Source organism: Variovorax sp. 10N432, assembly GCF_056394465.1.
This window is the reverse complement of sequence record NZ_JBFTHX010000002.1, coordinates 73,974-88,552: the sequence shown is the minus strand read 5'-3', so window position 1 is coordinate 88,552 and position 14,579 is coordinate 73,974. Positions and strand designations below refer to the sequence as shown.

The following is a 14,579-nucleotide window of genomic DNA, read 5'->3' as shown; positions in this document are numbered from 1 at the left end:
TCCCCTCTTAGAACTTTTGATTTAAAAGTTGTAGCGGGAGCATAGGACGGGTAACTGGTTGAAATCAATTCAACCAGAAGCAAGGGACGCCGGGCGGCGAGCTAGGCCGTTTGGCGGATGCGGTCGATGAGGCCGTTGAGCGCGTCGAGCGAGCCGAAGTGGATCGCCAGTTCGCCGCTCTCCTCCACCTTGCCGCCGCGCCGGGTGCGCTTCTTGATGCGGACTTCGACTTCGGCCGCCAGCAGGTCGGCCAGCTCCTCCTCGACCCGAAGCAGGTCGCGCGACTTCTCGGCGGCGCCGCGCCGGGGCGACGGCGAGAGACTGAACTCGGCCGCCAGTTTCTTGACCAGCGCTTCGGCTTCGCGCACCGACATCTTCTTGGCCGCGATCTGGTTGGCCGCGGTGATCTGCGTGCCCTTGTCGAGCGACAGCAGCGCGCGCGCATGCCCCATGTCGATGTCGCCGGCCATCAGCATGGCCTGGGCGGGCTCGGCCAGGTTGAGCAGGCGCAGCAGGTTGCTGGCCGCACTGCGCGAACGCCCCACGGCCTGTGCGGCGGACTCGTGAGTAAGCCCAAACTCTTGCACCAGCCTTTGCAGGCCTTGGGCCTCTTCGAGCGGATTGAGGTCTTCGCGCTGGATGTTCTCGATCAGCGACATGGCGGCGGCCGCCTCGTCGGGCACGTCGCGTACCAGTACCGGCACGCTTTCCAGGCCGGCCAGCCCGGCGGCACGGAAGCGCCGCTCGCCCGCGATGATCTCGAACTCGGCCTTCTTCTCGCGCGCCGCATCGCTGTCGAGCCGGCGCACCAGGATCGGCTGCATGATGCCCTGCGCCTTGATGCTCTCGGCCAGCTCGTAGAGCGCGCCCTCGTCCATCCGCGTGCGTGGCTGGTAGACGCCAGGCACCATCTGGTCGAGCTGCAAGGTGGTCGGATTCGGTACCACCGAGTCGTCGTTGACCGCGGTGTCCGAACCGTTGAAGGTCGGGCCCAGCAGGGCCTCGAGGCCGCGGCCGAGGCCCTTTGGTTTTTTGGTGGCCATGGAGGTCATTGGTCTTTCAGTAGTTGGTTCAGCAGTGCGCGGCCTTCGGGCCAGTCGCCCAGGCCGGATTCGCCGTTGATGTGGCCGCGGGCGCCGGCATCGACGAAGCGTGCGCCCCAGTCGCGCGCCATCTGGCGCGAACGCGCGGCCTCGCAGTACGGGTCGTCCTGGCCGGCGATCATGAGCGAAGGAAATGGCAGCGGCTGGCGCACGATCGGCGCCCAGCCGGGAATCATCTGGCGCAGGTCGTCGCGTTCCAGGTCGCCGGGCGCCACCAGCAACGCGGCCCGCACCTTGGCCGTATGGCCCGAGTGCGCGGCCCAGGCGGCCACCAGGATGCAGCCCAGGCTGTGCGCGACCAGCACCACTGGACCCGGGGCGGCCAGCACCTCTTCTTCGAGCCGGGCGCTCCAGTCGCCCCGCAGCGGCCGCATCCAGTCGTGCTGCTCGACCCGGTGATCGCCATGGAGCGCTTCCCAGCGGCTCTGCCAGTGGGCCTCGTCGCTGTTCTGCCAGCCGGGCAGCAGCAGGATCCTGGGGGCGGTCAAAGGCTGTCCGGCAGTTGGACCGCCACCGGCGGTGCGTCCATCGGGGCGGGCACGGGCGGGCTTGCGGCCTCCGATGCCATCGCGCTGGCCGGCGGCATCTTGTCCACCAGCTCCTGGGCAAAGGCGACGAAGGCCAGGCTGCCCTTGGCCGGCGGATCGAAGACCACCCCCGGCAGGCCGTAGCTCGGCGCTTCGGCCAAGCGCACGTTGCGCGGGATCACGGTGTCGAACACCTTGTCCCCGAAATGCGCCTTCAGTTGCTCGCTCACCTGCTGCTGCAGGGTGATGCGCGGGTCGAACATCACCCGCAGCAAGCCGATGATCTGGAGGTTCTTGTTGAGGTTCGCGTGCACCTGCTTGATCGTGTTGACCAGGTCGGTCAGCCCCTCGAGCGCGAAGTACTCGCACTGCATCGGCACGATCACGCCGTGGGCGGCACACAGTCCGTTGAGGGTCAGCAGGCTGAGGCTCGGCGGGCAATCGATCAGGATGTAGTCGTATTCGGCGCCGACCGCGGCCAGGGCGGTGCGCAGGCGTTTCTCGCGCCGGTCGAGCGCCACCATCTCGACCTCGGCACCGGCCAGCTCGCGGTTGGCGCCGAGGATGTCGTAGCCGCAGGCTTCGGACCGAACCCGGGCCTCGGCGACCGACGCCGATTCGAGCAGCACGTCGTACACCGTGGTCTCCAACTGGCGCTTGTCGACACCCGAGCCCATGGTGGCGTTGCCCTGCGGATCGAGGTCGATCATCAGGACCCGCTGCCCGACCTTGGCCAAGCCGGCCGCCAGGTTCACCGTGGTCGTGGTCTTGCCGACGCCGCCCTTCTGGTTCGCTATGCAGAAAATCTTTGCCATGTCAGCGAGAGATGGCCAGTTTGAAGCCGAAGGCGATCAGGAACACGCCCGCCAACTTGCCCAGTGCACCCGAAACCTTGGGATTGGCGCGCAGGCGCTCGGCCAGGAAATAGGTCAGCAAGGTCACGATCAGTCCGTACATGAAGGTCAGGAAAGCGATCGTGGCGGCCATCGCCCCGAAGGTGGCCAGGCCTTGGTGGCGGCTGGGATCGATGAAAAGCGGGAAGAAAGCCATGTAGAAGACGATGGCCTTGGGATTCAGCAAGGTGATGGTCACGGCCTGCTGGAAGTACTGCCTCGGCCGTATGTTCAGGATCGGGGCCGCGCCGGGCTTGGCCCGGATCATCTTCAGGCCCAGCCAGGCCAGGTAACCGGCGCCGAGCCATTGGACGGCACTGAATGCGGCCGGATAGGCGGTCAACAGTGCGGCGACGCCGGCCACGGCGGCCCACATCAGCACCTGGTCGCCCGCGATCACCCCGAAAGTGGCGGCCAAGCCGCCGCGGATGCCGCCTTTGCCCGTCGACGTGATCAGCGCGAGGTTGCCAGGCCCGGGAATCGCGAGAAATAGAACGATGGCCGCGACGAACGCGCCGTAATCAGCGATGCCGAACATGCAAAGTACCTCAATGGGGAGTGCGTCGAGTCTAAGCGAGGTCGACGCGCGGAGCGTCGATCAGACGCCGGGTTTTCGCATCCAGACGATGCAACGCTCGGCGTCCAGCCCCGGAACCGTGAGTTGTTCCACGTGAAACACCTCACAGCTGGCCGGAAGCTGGGCGATTTCGTCATCCGGCGCCCTGCCCTTCATGGCCATCCACTTGCCGTGCGGCGCCAGCAGGTGTTGCGAGCCCGAGACAAAATCCGCCAGCGAGGCGAATGCGCGAGAGCTGATCAGCTCATAGCTGCCTTGCAGCGCCTCTACCCGGGCGTGCAGCCCGCGCAGATTCTTCAACCGGAGCTCCGACGCCACCTGCTGGACGAAGGCCGCCTTCTTGGCCACGGCATCGAGGCAAGTGACCTGGACGTCGTCGCGCAGGATGGCGATGACCACCCCGGGCAGCCCCGCGCCGGCGCCAACGTCCAGCAAATTCGCGGCGCCTGGACACTCGCGACGCAACGGTGCGATCACGGACAGGCTGTCGAGCAGATGGTGCGTCAGCACCGTCGCCGGATCGCGCAGCGCGGTCAGGTTGTAGACCTTGTTCCACTTGAGGATCAGTGCGCCGTAGGCCAGCAGGCGCTCGCATTGAACGTCGGTCAGCGCCAGGCCCAGCGCGGCCGAGCCTTCGCGCAGCAGTTGCTCCTGGCTCATTCGGCGGCCGGGATTTCTGCTTCGAGCGTGTCGCGGGCGAACGCCTGGTGCCCGCCCTTTCGAAGATGGATCATCAGCAGCGAGATGGCTGCCGGCGTGACACCGGAAATGCGCGAGGCCATGCCCAGCGTCTCGGGCCGGTGCTTGGCCAGCTTCTGCCGCACCTCGAAGCTCAGCGCCTTGACCTGGCCGTAATCGAAGGTCTCGGGCAGCTTGAGGTTCTCGAAATGAGCGGCGCGCTCGACCTCGTCATGCTGGCGGTCGATGTAGCCCGAATACTTGGCCGCAATCTCGATCTGCTCGATTTCGACCGCACCCGGAGCCTCGGGCGCGCTGTACTTTCCGCCGTCCAGCGACATCAGCGAGGCGTAGCTGACGTTCGGGCGGCGCAGCAGGTCGCCGAGGTTGTATTCGTGGTCGATCGCCTTGCCCAGCACCCGCTCCGACTCGGCAGCCGGCAGGTTCCGCGGATTGACCCAGATCGAACGCAGCCGCTCTGTTTCACGTGAAACAACGTCGCGCTTGCGGGAGAAGGCGTCCCAGCGCGCATCGTCGACCAGGCCAAGCTTGCGACCCGCCTCGGTCAGGCGCATGTCGGCGTTGTCCTCGCGCAGCTGCAACCGGAATTCGGCCCGGCTCGTGAACATGCGATAGGGCTCGGTCACGCCCTTGGTGATCAGGTCGTCGACCAGGACGCCCAGGTAGGCCTCGTCGCGCCGCGGCAGCCACGCGGCTTCGCCCCGGCATTGCAGGGCCGCATTGATGCCCGCGAACAGCCCCTGGGCTGCCGCTTCTTCATAGCCCGTCGTGCCGTTGATCTGCCCAGCGAAGAACAAGCCCTGGATCGCGCGCGTCTCGAAATTGCTCTTGAGTTCGCGGGGATCGAAGTAGTCGTATTCGATGGCGTAGCCGGGACGCAGGATGTACGCGTTCTCGAGGCCCGCCATCGAGCGCACCAGCTGGTACTGGATGTCGAAGGGCAGGCTGGTCGAGATCCCGTTGGGGTAGAACTCGTGGGTGGTCAGCCCTTCGGGTTCGAGGAAGATCTGGTGGCTTTCCTTGTCGGCGAAGCGGTTGATCTTGTCCTCCACGCTCGGGCAATAGCGCGGGCCGATGCCGTCGATCTTGCCCGTGAACATCGGGCTGCGATCGAATCCCGAACGGATGATGTCGTGGGTACGGGCGTTGGTGTTGGTGATCCAGCAAGGCACCTGCTGCGGATGCATCTCCGCCCGGCCCATGAAGCTGAACACCGGCATCGGGCCGGCGCCGCCCGGCATCCCGTCCCCGGGCTGCTCGGCGCACTTCGAGAAATCGATGGTCCGGCCATCGAGCCGCGGCGGCGTGCCGGTCTTCAGGCGCCCCTGGGGCAGCTTGAGTTCCTTGAGCCGGGCCGACAGGCTGACCGCCGGCGGGTCCCCTGCCCGGCCAGCCTGGTAGTTGTCGAGACCCACATGGATGCGCCCGTCCAGGAAGGTGCCCGCCGTGAGCACCACCGCCCGCGCCCGGAAGGCGATGCCCACCTGCGTGATGGCGCCCACAACCCGATCGCCCTCGATCATGAGGTCGTCGACCGCCTGCTGAAACAACGACAGATTCGGCTGGTTCTCGAGCCGGCGGCGAATCGCCGCCTTGTACAGGATGCGATCGGCCTGCGCCCGGGTCGCCCGAACCGCGGGCCCCTTGCTCGAATTGAGGATCCGGAACTGGATTCCGCCTTCGTCCGTCGCGATCCCCATCGCGCCGCCGAGTGCGTCGACTTCCTTCACGAGATGCCCCTTGCCGATGCCGCCGATCGAGGGGTTGCAGCTCATCTGGCCCAGGGTCTCGATGTTGTGGGTCAGCAGCAAGGTGCGAGCGCCCATGCGGGCGGAGGCCAGCGCGGCTTCAGTGCCGGCATGGCCGCCGCCGACGACGATCACATCGAATTCTTCGGGGTACAGCATGGGATGGGGCGCACCACGCGTGCGCGCTCGGGAAGGGGCGGTGATTTTAATCGCCGACGCACTTCCGTGCAGTCGTGAGGGTAAGGCGGTCGTCCCGATGCCGGGCGCCGATGGCCACCGGCATTGGATCCGATGCTATCATTTTGATAGCATCTGGAACTCAATCGATGGCGCTGACCTCGTGCGCCGACGCCAGTTCCTGCGTCGGCAGCGCCACCGGCTTTTCGATGCCCACGATCTGACCGCTCGGACGCGGCTCGACCGGCGCAGCCTGGCGCTCATCCTGAAGTTCGTGCACGCTCAGCGTCTTGGCCGTCATGGTCACGGGGCCGAAGAGGGTGCAGAAAGCCACATCCTTGGCATCCCGCCCGGTGCCGACGCGCACCAGCCGGTCGACCGGCGCCATCCGCGTCGCATCGAACAGCACCCATTGCCCGCCCAGCCAGGCCTCGAACACCGCATGGAAGTCCTGCGGCGGCTCGTCGAACCAGACATAGCCCACCACCAGCCGGGCCGGGATGTTCAGCGCCCGGCAGAAGGTGATGCCGAGATGGGCAAAGTCGCGGCAAACCCCGGCACGCTGGACGAAGACCTCGCGCGCCGTGGTGGTCGAGTCGCTGCTGCCCGGCTCGTAGGTGATGCTGTCGTGGATCCAGTCCACGATCGCCTGCACGCGCCCGATGCCCGGCGGCAGGTCGCCGAACAGCTGGAGCGCACAGCGCGACATCAGGTCCGACTCGCAGTAGCGGCTCGGCATGAGGTAGTGGAGGATCTCGTTCGGCACCTCGTTGACCGGCACTTCCGCCAGGTCGGTCGGGACCTCCGCCCAGGCGCGCTGCACGTGGGCCTTGTAGCGGATCCTGAGCGGCCCGGGCGCCGCATCGAAGCGCACGAAGCGGTTGCCGCTGCCTTCGTCGCAGAAGGCCTGCAGCGGCACCGCGGGCTCGATGACCAGGTCTTCGCTGATCAGCGCCTGCGCGCCGCTGCGCGCGGCCTCGATGTTGAACAGCAGGTGCGAAGGTGCGGCGACCTCGTATTCGAGCAGCGCATCGATGTGGGAGAAGTGCATGGGCAGGCGCTCAGTCCAGGGCTTTCTTCACCGCGCCCACGCCGAGGGCGGCCAGCACGAGGAAGACGACCGCGAGCACCAGGAACAGCCCGAACAGCACCTTGGCGATGCCGGCCGCGCCGGCCGCCACGCCGCCGAACCCCAGGGCACCGGCGATCAACGAGATGACGGCGAAGACAATGGCGTACTTCAACATGAGTGGACTCCTTGAACGACGGACCCCGTCGCGGTGCCCGCAAGCTTAGGAACCCGCGCGCGAAGGCCCCATAGTCGCGGCGCCCAAGGCACCGTAGGACAAAAACGCGCGCCGTGAAACCGCTTAGCATCGCTGTCGCGTCGTCAAGAACGCGTCAAAAACGCATTTCGCCTATTCACTGGAGTTTTTCGAATGAAGCTGTACTACTCGCCGGGCGCCTGCTCGCTGTCGCCCCACATCGCCCTGCGCGAAGCGGGCCTCGCCTTCGAACCGGTTCTCGCCAGCACCAAAAGCCACAAGCTGCAGGATGGCACCGACTACTACGGCATCAACCCGCTGGGCTACGTGCCGATGCTCGAACTCGACGACGGCACCCGCCTGCGCGAAGGCCCGGCCATCTTGCAGTACATCGCCGACCTGGCGCCGACCAAAAACCTGGCGCCGGCCAACGGCACGATGCCGCGCTACCGGCTGCAGGAATGGCTGACCTTCATCGGCACCGAGATCCACAAGAGCTTCTCGCCGCTGTTCAATCCGGGCATGCCTGAAGAAGGCAAGGCCATCTCCAAGACCAAGCTGCGCTCGCGCTATGAATGGCTCGACAGCCAGCTGGCCGACAAGGACTACCTGATGGGCGACACCTTCAGCGTCGCCGACGGCTACCTGTTCGCGGTCACCAACTGGGCCAAGCCCACCGGCGTCGACATCGCCGACCTGCCGAAGCTCAGCGCCTGGCACGCGCGGGTCGCCGCCCGCCCCGCGGTCCAGGAAGCCTTGAAGGCAGAAGGCCTCACAAAGTAATCCGTTGAGGCCTCAAGCGGGCCGTTGACGCCACGCCAGCAAGGCGCCGGCCCACAATGCGAGGGCCGACGCGACCAGGCCGCCGGCGAGGCCGCCGCGGCCGTCGGAGATCCAGCCGGTCACGGTCGGGCCGACGATCTGGCCGAGCGCGAAGACGATCGTGAACGCGCTGATGCCGGCCGCCCATTGCGCGGCCGGCAGGTTGTGCCGCACCAGCGCCGTCGTCGACGCCACGACCGACAGGAAGACGGCACCGAACATCAGGCCCGAGGCCAGCGTCACGGGCCAGGCCGGACTGAGCACCGGCAGCAGGGTCGCCACCCCGAGCAGCGCGTTCAGCAGTGCCTGCGGGCCGCCGCCGCGGAAGCGGTCGAGCAGGCCGGCCCACAGGCGGGCCGACGCCACGCAGGCGACGCCCAGCAAGGCGTAGAACAGCGTGATGTCGCCGGGGCTCGCGCCCTGCTCGCGCAGCAGCGCGATGACGAAGGTCATGTAGCCGATGTAGCCGGCACCGAACAGCGCATAGCCCGCCAACGCCCAGCCGAAGCGCCGGATCGGCCAGGCCGGCCGGCCCGCCGCGGGCGCCGGTGTCGGCGCTGCGGCAACGGCACCCTCCCCCGGCAACGCGCGCACCGCGAACGCCAGCACCGCGGTGGCCGCGACGCTGGCCAGCGCCAGCGCCCACCAGGCCCAGGCCCAGCCATGCGGTGCCCCGGCCGCGGCCTGCAGCACCGCGGGCACCAGCAGCGCAGACAGCGTGATGCCGAAGCCGGTGCCGCCGTAGTAGAGCCCCAGCAACAAGCCCGCGCGCGACGGCTGCGCGCTGCCGAGCCGGGCCGCGAGCAGGCCGCCTGAAACGAACACCCAGGCACTGGCCAGGCCGGCCAGCAGGCGCTGCAGCAAGAGCGCCGGCGCCGAAACGACGAAGCCGCTGGCCGCCATGAAGAGACTGGCCGCGACCGCACCGCCGACCAGCAGCCGCACCGCGCCGAAGCGCCGCATCAGCGCCGGCGTCAGCAGCGCACCCAGCAGGTAGCCGGCGGCATTGGCGGTGTTCATGCCGCCGGCCAGTGCATAGCTCCATCCCAGGTCCGCGCGCATCGGTGGCAGCAGCAGGCCATAGGCGAAGCGGGTGATGCCGAGCGAGACGGCTGCCCCCAGCGACAGCGCCAATGCGAGACGGAGTGCTTGGGCGGGCGTGAGCGAGGCGGGCGTCGAAGGCATGCGGATCCGCCCATTCTGCGGCAGTGACTAGCACCAACAGGACAACCGTGCGACAGCAGGGTTGCGATTCGGGGTTTACCCTTGCGCGTTCTCTTCCCTCATCTTCAACAACAGGCACTCCGTTCATGTCCTCTCTCTTCGATCCCGTCCAGGCAGGCGATCTGGCGCTCGACAACCGCATCGTGATGGCGCCGCTGACGCGCAACCGGGCCCCCAATGCCGTGCCGCGCGACATCACCGCCACCTACTATGCGCAGCGCGCCTCCGCCGGCCTGCTGATCACCGAAGCCACCGCGATCAGCCAGCAAGGCCAGGGCTATGCCGACGTGCCGGGCCTCTACGGCACCGACCAGCTCGACGCCTGGAAGCGCGTCACCGATGCGGTGCACGCCGAGGGCGGCAAGATCGTGGTCCAGCTGTGGCACGTCGGGCGCGTCTCGCACACCGAGCTGCAGCCCGACAACGGCCAGCCGGTCGCCCCCTCCGCGATCACCGCCAAGACCAAGACCGTGCTGATCAAGGACGGCGTGCCGACCTTCGTCGAGACCTCCGAGCCGCGCGCACTCGATGCGGCCGAGCTGCCCGGCATCGTGCACGCCTATGCCGCCGCGGCGCGCAACGCGGTCGAGACCGCCGGCTTCGACGGTGTCGAGATCCATGGCGCCAACGGCTACCTGCTCGACCAGTTCCTGAAGACCGGCAGCAACCAGCGAAGCGACGACTACGGCGGCAGCATCCCCAACCGCGCCCGCCTGCTGCTGGAGGCCACGCGCGCGGTGGTCGACGCGGTGGGCGGTGGCCGCACCGGCATCCGCCTGTCGCCGGTGACGCCGGCCAACGACGTCCACGACGCCGACCCGCAACCGCTGTTCGACTACGTGGTCCGCCAGCTGGCACCGCTCGGCCTGGCCTACATCCACGTCATCGAGGGCGCCACCGGCGGCCCGCGCGAACTGGACGACCGGCCCTTCGACTACGAGGCGCTGAAGGCCGCCTACCGCGCGGCCGGCGGCAAGGGCGCCTGGATGGTCAACAACGGCTATGACAAGCCGCTGGCCGAAGAAGCGCTCAAGGAAGGCGACGACCTGGTCGCCTTCGGCCGGCCCTTCATCTCGAACCCGGACCTGGTGCGTCGCTTGCGCGAAGGGGCGCCGCTGAATCCGTGGGACAAGAACACCTTTTACGGCGGCGGCGAAGCCGGCTACACCGACTACCCGGCCCTGGCCTGAACGGCCGCCTGCGCGTCGGCGGCGAAAGCCACGCTGACGCGCAGCCCGCCCTCGTCGGAGGCCCGCGCGAAGCTCAGCTCGGCGCCGAGCAGCTTCGCGTAGCGGGCCACGATCGCCAGGCCCAGCCCGGCGCCCTGGCCGAGTTTCTGGCCAGCCGGGCCCTGTGCCCAGCGCTGCAGCAGGTCGGGCTGGGCATCGGGCGCGATGCCCGGGCCGTCATCGACCACGCTCAGCGTGCGGCCCGACAGTTCCACGGTGATGGTATGGCCGCCGTAGCGCAGCGCGTTGTCGATCAGGTTGTCGAGGATGCCCTCGACCAGCGCCGCATTGGCAGCCACCGTGACCCCTTCCTCGAGTCCGAGACCGCCGAGATCGACGCCCTGGGCATCGGCGCGCGCCAGGTGCCGCAGCACCGCCTGCTGCCCCAGCTGGTCCAGCCGCAGGGGCTCGCGCTGCAGCCGGGTATGGCCCTCGTCCGCCAGCGCCAGCGCCAGCAGCTGGTCGACCAGGTGGCTGGCCCGTACCTGGCTGGCGAGGATCTGCTGCAGCTGTTCGCGCCAGGCCGCCGGATCGCGCTGCGCCAGGCCGTAGTCGGCCAGTGCACGGATGCCCGCCAGGGGCGTGCGCAGCTCGTGCGCGACATTGCCCGCGAACTCGCGCTGCGCGGAGGCGCTGCGTGCCAGACGCTCGAACAGCGCGTTGAGCGTGTCGCCGAGCTGCTCGAGCTCGCGCGAACTGCGAGCCACCGGCACCGGCGCCAGGTCATGGGCATCGCGGCGCTCCAGCGTGCGCCGCAGGTCGCCCAGCGGGTGCAGCTCGCGATCGATGCCGCGCCAGATCCAGGCCGCCAGCAGCGCCAGCAGCACCAGTTGAGGCGCCAGCGAATACGCCAGCAGCTTCTCGACCAGCGAGGCGCGCCCGCGCGTGGTCTGCGCGATGACGACCCGATAGGCGAGCGGCTCTTCCTGGTTGAGCACCACCGCCCGCAACGCCTGGCCCTGGTAGTCGATGCGCGAGAAGCGGTGGCGTGCGCCGTCCTGCGGCGCCGGCGCACGGAGGCCGGCGTCGCCGGCCAGCAGCGAGCCATCGGGCCGCAGCACCGCGAAGTAGACCGTCTCCGCCTGGTCGAACAGCAGGTTGTTCATCTCGCGCGGCGACAGCAGAAGCTCGACGCCGCGCTCGCCGGCCCGCACGTTGGCCGACACCGAATAGGCGTCGTCCAGCATCGCGCGGTCGAAGGCCTGCTCGGCGAAATAGCTGGCGACGACCAGCGCCACCGCGGTGCCCAGCAGCCATGTCAGGCCCAGCGGCAGCAGCACGCGACGCAGCACCCGCGCGATGAGCGAGGGCGCGGCCGCCGCGCCGCCGCTCACGTCTCGGCTTCCATCAGGTAGCCGATGCCGCGCAGCGTGCGAATGGCGGCACCGCTGGCGACCAGCTTCTTGCGCAGCCGAGAAATGAAGGCCTCGAGCGCGTTGTCGCCGAGCGATTCGTCGAAGGTCGAGAGCTTGTCGGACAGCTCGCGCTTGCTGACCGTGCGCCCGGGCGGGCTCATCAGCTCCCACAGCACCTCGAACTCGCGCGCCGGCAGGTCCAGCGGCACGCCCCCGACGGCGAAGCGGCGCGCCCGCCGGTCGAGACGCAGCTGTCCGAGCAGCGCGATGTCCTCGGTGCCCTGGGCCCGGCGCACCAGCGCCCGCAGCCGGGCTTCGACCTCCGCCAGGTCGAAGGGCTTGCCGAGGTAGTCGTCGGCACCGGCGTCCAGGCCGGCGATGCGCTCGTCGGTGCGGTCGCGGGCGGTCAACACCAGAACCGGGGTGCGGTCGCCGCGGGCCCGCGCCTGGCGCAAGGCCGCAAGGCCGCTCGCGAGGCCGCTGGTCGGGCTGGAGGTCGCCGGCAGGTTCAGGTCGAGCAGCACGGCATCGAAGGTCTGCACCCGCCACAGGTGGTCGGCGTCCTCTACGTTGGCCGCCACGTCGACGCGGTGGCCCGCGTCACCCAGGCTGCGCAGCATCACGCCGCGCAGGACCTCATCGTCTTCGACCAGAAGGATTCGCATGGGTGGGTAGTGAAGTGAAAAAACTTGCTGTTTGTACCGCAGGAAGCGCCCCCTCACTGGACATTGACATGGGGGAAAGGTTCAAACTCGCGCTTCAACCACATGAAGGAGCCATCACGATGAGCCAGAAGTTCCAGGTCACGGGCATGAGTTGCGGCCACTGCGCCGGCGTGGTGCAGAACGCGGTCCAGACGATCGATCCCAGCGCGCAGGTCACGGTCGACCTCGAGACCGGGCATGTCGACGTCGTCAGCCAGCACCCTCGGCAGGACATCATCGTCGCGATCGAGAACGCCGGCTACCGGGCGCAGTAGCCCGGCGGCCGTCCCGGCCCGGGAATGCTCAGGAGGTCGGGATGCGGATGCGCAGCTGTCGCCGGGACGGGTCCGGCGCCGCCTCGGCGGTCAGCGGTGCGAGCTTGGCCGGCAGCACCAGGGCCCGCGCCAGGGCGGGCGATTCCTTCTGGAAGCGCTCGAGCCGGGTCAGGATCCGGTCGATGCGCGCCAGCTGGCCGCCCAGCCGGGCACCGGCTTCCGGCGACTTCTTCGCCTCCTCGGCGGCCACCTCGTCCTGGAAGCCCTGCCAGTTCGACGGGTCCAGCATGTTGGTGCAGACCGAGATCGAGGTCGACAGCGCCCGCGCGGCATGCCACCAGCGCGCCGGCACGAAGATCATGTCCCCGGGCTTGAGCACGGTCCGGTAGAGCGTCGCCTTGGCGAGCAGCGGAAAACGCTCGCGGTTCTGCATCACCGGGTCGTCGACGGTCGAATGATTGGGGAACGCCACCCGCGGATACAAATAGGGCGTGTCGGTGGGCGGAAAAACCACGAATTCCTTGTCGCCATAGATCTGGGTGATCTGGGCGTGGGCGTTCTCGCCGTCGAAATGCATCACCGGAAACTTGCTGCCGACACCGCCGATCAGCAATTTCAGGTAGCCGTCCGGGCGGCGCCATTTCTCCGGCATCAGCGGGCTAGAGAAGCGGCGCGGGAAGGCGAACTTGTTCTGCGGCACCACGTCCGGCAGCAGTTCCGGCAACACTTCGTGCAGGAACGAGCGGTACATGTAGGGGCCGGGGTTCTCCGCGCTGGAGGCGATCACCTCGTCGATGAAGCGGTCGAAGGGCATGTTCCGCTCGTAGCCGATGGCGACCGGCTTGCTGCCGAAGCGCTGCTTGAAGTACTCCGGCGTCCAGGTGCGCATGGCCGCCCAGCCCTTGCCGACATTCGAGATCACGACCGGCCGGTTCCCGTGCATGTAGCGGGCGAGGAAGTCGTCGTAACTCAGCGAATTGCCATCCACCCGCTCGATCGGCAGCCAGGGCGCAGCCGTGCGCCCGCGGCTGGCAGTCACCGGCGGAGCAGCAGAAGCAGAATCTGTGAGATTTTGTACTTGCATACTTACATACTACAAAAAGTGAGTGCGGTTGCATAGTGTTCGTTCGTCATACGGCCAAACTTCAGAGACCAGCGCCGCACCGGCGCCCCGGCTGGCTACCATCGCCGCATGCTCTCCAACCCGCGGATCCTGATCGCCGAAGACGAGTCCGGCATCGCCGACACCCTGCAGTACGTACTGCGCACCGACGGCTTCGTCCCGGTCTGGTGCGCCACGGCCGCCCAGGCCATCGCGCAATTCACGGCCGAGCCGCCGGCGCTCGCGATCCTCGACGTCGGACTGCCCGACATGAACGGCTTCGAGCTGTTCAAGCGGCTGCAGGCCCTGCCCGGCGGGGCGCAGGTGCCGATGCTGTTCCTGACCGCACGCAGCGACGAGATCGACCGCGTGGTCGGCCTGGAACTCGGCGCCGACGACTACATCGCCAAGCCCTTTTCGCCGCGCGAGCTGGTGGCGCGGGTGCGGACGATCCTGCGCCGCAGCGGCCGCGGCGCCCAGGGAGTGCCGGCGGCGGCCACCTCCCCGGCGCCGGCCCCCGCCCCGGCCGCGCCCGCGACGCCGTTCGCGCTCGACCTCGAACGCATGCAGATCCGCTACTACGGCCGCCTGCTCGAACTCTCGCGCTACGAGTACGGCGTGCTGCGGCTGCTGGTGCAGCGGCCCGGGCGGGTCTACACCCGCGACGACCTGCTGCGGCTGGTCTGGGACGAGGCCAGCGACAGCTTCGACCGCACCGTGGACGCGCACGTGAAGACGCTGCGTGCCAAGCTCAAGGCGATCGCGCCCGAGGTCGATCCGATCCGCACGCTGCGCGGCACCGGCTATGCGCTGAACGAAGAACTGCCGCCTGCTCCATGAGTACCAGGCCGGCGCCGGGCCGCTCCCAAGGCGGCCTGC

Annotated in this window: 16 protein-coding genes and 1 pseudogene; 4 read left to right on the top strand and 13 right to left on the bottom strand. The window is 68.4% G+C overall.

The window, feature by feature from the left end; all coding sequences use genetic code 11:
• Window positions 1-101 precede the first annotated feature (101 nt).
• The 9 genes and pseudogenes from AC1DF3_RS02640 to AC1DF3_RS02600 all read right to left on the bottom strand — a co-directional run.
• Window positions 102-1,043, bottom strand: coding sequence for a ParB/RepB/Spo0J family partition protein (locus AC1DF3_RS02640; RefSeq protein ID WP_286529290.1), 942 nt, complete (start codon window positions 1,041-1,043; stop codon window positions 102-104).
• A 5-nt stretch (window positions 1,044-1,048) separates the two neighbouring features.
• Window positions 1,049-1,591: an RBBP9/YdeN family alpha/beta hydrolase gene (locus AC1DF3_RS02635; RefSeq protein WP_286533159.1), complete on the bottom strand. Its 543-nt coding sequence runs from the start codon at window positions 1,589-1,591 to the stop codon at window positions 1,049-1,051.
• Window positions 1,588-2,445: a ParA family protein gene (locus AC1DF3_RS02630; protein ID WP_286533160.1), complete on the bottom strand. Its 858-nt coding sequence runs from the start codon at window positions 2,443-2,445 to the stop codon at window positions 1,588-1,590. Before AC1DF3_RS02630 ends, AC1DF3_RS02635 begins: the two co-directional genes overlap by 4 nt.
• A 1-nt stretch (window position 2,446) precedes the next feature.
• Window positions 2,447-3,061 (bottom strand): LysE family transporter, encoded by a 615-nt coding sequence (locus AC1DF3_RS02625; protein WP_286529284.1) that lies wholly within the window; start codon window positions 3,059-3,061, stop codon window positions 2,447-2,449.
• Between the two features lie 60 nt (window positions 3,062-3,121).
• Window positions 3,122-3,760 (bottom strand): 16S rRNA (guanine(527)-N(7))-methyltransferase RsmG, encoded by a 639-nt coding sequence (gene rsmG, locus AC1DF3_RS02620; RefSeq protein ID WP_286533161.1) that lies wholly within the window; start codon window positions 3,758-3,760, stop codon window positions 3,122-3,124.
• Entirely contained in the window at window positions 3,757-5,706 is a 1,950-nt protein-coding gene (gene mnmG, locus AC1DF3_RS02615) for a tRNA uridine-5-carboxymethylaminomethyl(34) synthesis enzyme MnmG (RefSeq protein WP_478138749.1), read from the bottom strand. The genes rsmG and mnmG overlap by 4 nt, the downstream gene beginning before the upstream one ends.
• Window positions 5,707-5,866: 160 nt before the next feature.
• Window positions 5,867-6,775: a transglutaminase-like domain-containing protein gene (locus AC1DF3_RS02610; protein WP_286533163.1), complete on the bottom strand. Its 909-nt coding sequence runs from the start codon at window positions 6,773-6,775 to the stop codon at window positions 5,867-5,869.
• A gap of 10 nt (window positions 6,776-6,785) precedes the next feature.
• Window positions 6,786-6,971: a DUF1328 family protein gene (locus tag AC1DF3_RS02605; protein ID WP_286510477.1), complete on the bottom strand. Its 186-nt coding sequence runs from the start codon at window positions 6,969-6,971 to the stop codon at window positions 6,786-6,788.
• 45 nt (window positions 6,972-7,016) lie between these two features.
• Window positions 7,017-7,088: pseudogene (locus AC1DF3_RS02600) on the bottom strand (twin-arginine translocation signal domain-containing protein); the annotation flags it as partial.
• A gap of 75 nt (window positions 7,089-7,163) precedes the next feature.
• On the opposite strand from AC1DF3_RS02600, the gene gstA reads away from it, so the two are divergent.
• Window positions 7,164-7,772 carry a glutathione transferase GstA gene (gene gstA, locus AC1DF3_RS02595; RefSeq protein ID WP_286533164.1) on the top strand — a complete coding sequence of 203 codons (609 nt, stop codon included), beginning with the start codon at window positions 7,164-7,166 and terminating at the stop codon, window positions 7,770-7,772.
• Window positions 7,773-7,784: 12 nt separating this feature from the next.
• Here gstA and AC1DF3_RS02590 read toward each other — a convergent pair whose 3' ends face one another.
• On the bottom strand, window positions 7,785-8,996 hold the full coding sequence (locus AC1DF3_RS02590) for a YbfB/YjiJ family MFS transporter (protein ID WP_286533165.1): 1,212 nt from the start codon (window positions 8,994-8,996) through the stop codon (window positions 7,785-7,787).
• 125 nt (window positions 8,997-9,121) lie between these two features.
• Here AC1DF3_RS02590 and AC1DF3_RS02585 point away from each other — a divergent pair, with 125 nt between their 5' ends.
• Window positions 9,122-10,225, top strand: coding sequence for an alkene reductase (locus tag AC1DF3_RS02585; RefSeq protein ID WP_286533166.1), 1,104 nt, complete (start codon window positions 9,122-9,124; stop codon window positions 10,223-10,225).
• Here AC1DF3_RS02585 and AC1DF3_RS02580 read toward each other — a convergent pair.
• Both AC1DF3_RS02580 and AC1DF3_RS02575 read right to left on the bottom strand, forming a co-directional pair.
• Entirely contained in the window at window positions 10,207-11,598 is a 1,392-nt protein-coding gene (locus AC1DF3_RS02580) for a sensor histidine kinase (RefSeq protein ID WP_286533167.1), read from the bottom strand. The two genes, AC1DF3_RS02585 and AC1DF3_RS02580, sit on opposite strands and share 19 nt — an antisense overlap.
• Window positions 11,595-12,284: a response regulator transcription factor gene (locus AC1DF3_RS02575; RefSeq protein ID WP_286533168.1), complete on the bottom strand. Its 690-nt coding sequence runs from the start codon at window positions 12,282-12,284 to the stop codon at window positions 11,595-11,597. Before AC1DF3_RS02575 ends, AC1DF3_RS02580 begins: the two co-directional genes overlap by 4 nt.
• A 119-nt stretch (window positions 12,285-12,403) precedes the next feature.
• On the opposite strand from AC1DF3_RS02575, the gene AC1DF3_RS02570 reads away from it, so the two are divergent.
• On the top strand, window positions 12,404-12,598 hold the full coding sequence (locus tag AC1DF3_RS02570; protein WP_286510471.1) for a heavy-metal-associated domain-containing protein: 195 nt from the start codon (window positions 12,404-12,406) through the stop codon (window positions 12,596-12,598).
• Between the two features lie 28 nt (window positions 12,599-12,626).
• On the opposite strand, the gene AC1DF3_RS02565 is transcribed toward AC1DF3_RS02570, so the two are convergent.
• Window positions 12,627-13,637 (bottom strand): cupin-like domain-containing protein, encoded by a 1,011-nt coding sequence (locus tag AC1DF3_RS02565; RefSeq protein WP_286533169.1) that lies wholly within the window; start codon window positions 13,635-13,637, stop codon window positions 12,627-12,629.
• A gap of 153 nt (window positions 13,638-13,790) precedes the next feature.
• On the opposite strand from AC1DF3_RS02565, the gene creB reads away from it, so the two are divergent.
• Window positions 13,791-14,540, top strand: a complete 750-nt coding sequence (creB, locus tag AC1DF3_RS02560) for a two-component system response regulator CreB (RefSeq protein ID WP_286533170.1) — start codon at window positions 13,791-13,793, stop codon at window positions 14,538-14,540.
• Window positions 14,541-14,579 lie beyond the last annotated feature (39 nt).

Coding starts and splice junctions, on each gene's coding strand:
- AC1DF3_RS02625 (WP_286529284.1), bottom strand. CDS start 3,061: ATGTTCGGCATCGCTGATTACGGCGCGTTCGTCGCGGCCATCGTTCTA.
- rsmG (WP_286533161.1), bottom strand. CDS start 3,760: ATGAGCCAGGAGCAACTGCTGCGCGAAGGCTCGGCCGCGCTGGGCCTG.
- AC1DF3_RS02630 (WP_286533160.1), bottom strand. CDS start 2,445: ATGGCAAAGATTTTCTGCATAGCGAACCAGAAGGGCGGCGTCGGCAAG.
- AC1DF3_RS02610 (WP_286533163.1), bottom strand. CDS start 6,775: ATGCACTTCTCCCACATCGATGCGCTGCTCGAATACGAGGTCGCCGCA.
- AC1DF3_RS02585 (WP_286533166.1), top strand. CDS start 9,122: ATGTCCTCTCTCTTCGATCCCGTCCAGGCAGGCGATCTGGCGCTCGAC.
- AC1DF3_RS02570 (WP_286510471.1), top strand. CDS start 12,404: ATGAGCCAGAAGTTCCAGGTCACGGGCATGAGTTGCGGCCACTGCGCC.
- creB (WP_286533170.1), top strand. CDS start 13,791: ATGCTCTCCAACCCGCGGATCCTGATCGCCGAAGACGAGTCCGGCATC.
- AC1DF3_RS02605 (WP_286510477.1), bottom strand. CDS start 6,971: ATGTTGAAGTACGCCATTGTCTTCGCCGTCATCTCGTTGATCGCCGGT.
- AC1DF3_RS02590 (WP_286533165.1), bottom strand. CDS start 8,996: ATGCCTTCGACGCCCGCCTCGCTCACGCCCGCCCAAGCACTCCGTCTC.
- AC1DF3_RS02640 (WP_286529290.1), bottom strand. CDS start 1,043: ATGGCCACCAAAAAACCAAAGGGCCTCGGCCGCGGCCTCGAGGCCCTG.
- mnmG (WP_478138749.1), bottom strand. CDS start 5,706: ATGCTGTACCCCGAAGAATTCGATGTGATCGTCGTCGGCGGCGGCCAT.
- AC1DF3_RS02575 (WP_286533168.1), bottom strand. CDS start 12,284: ATGCGAATCCTTCTGGTCGAAGACGATGAGGTCCTGCGCGGCGTGATG.
- gstA (WP_286533164.1), top strand. CDS start 7,164: ATGAAGCTGTACTACTCGCCGGGCGCCTGCTCGCTGTCGCCCCACATC.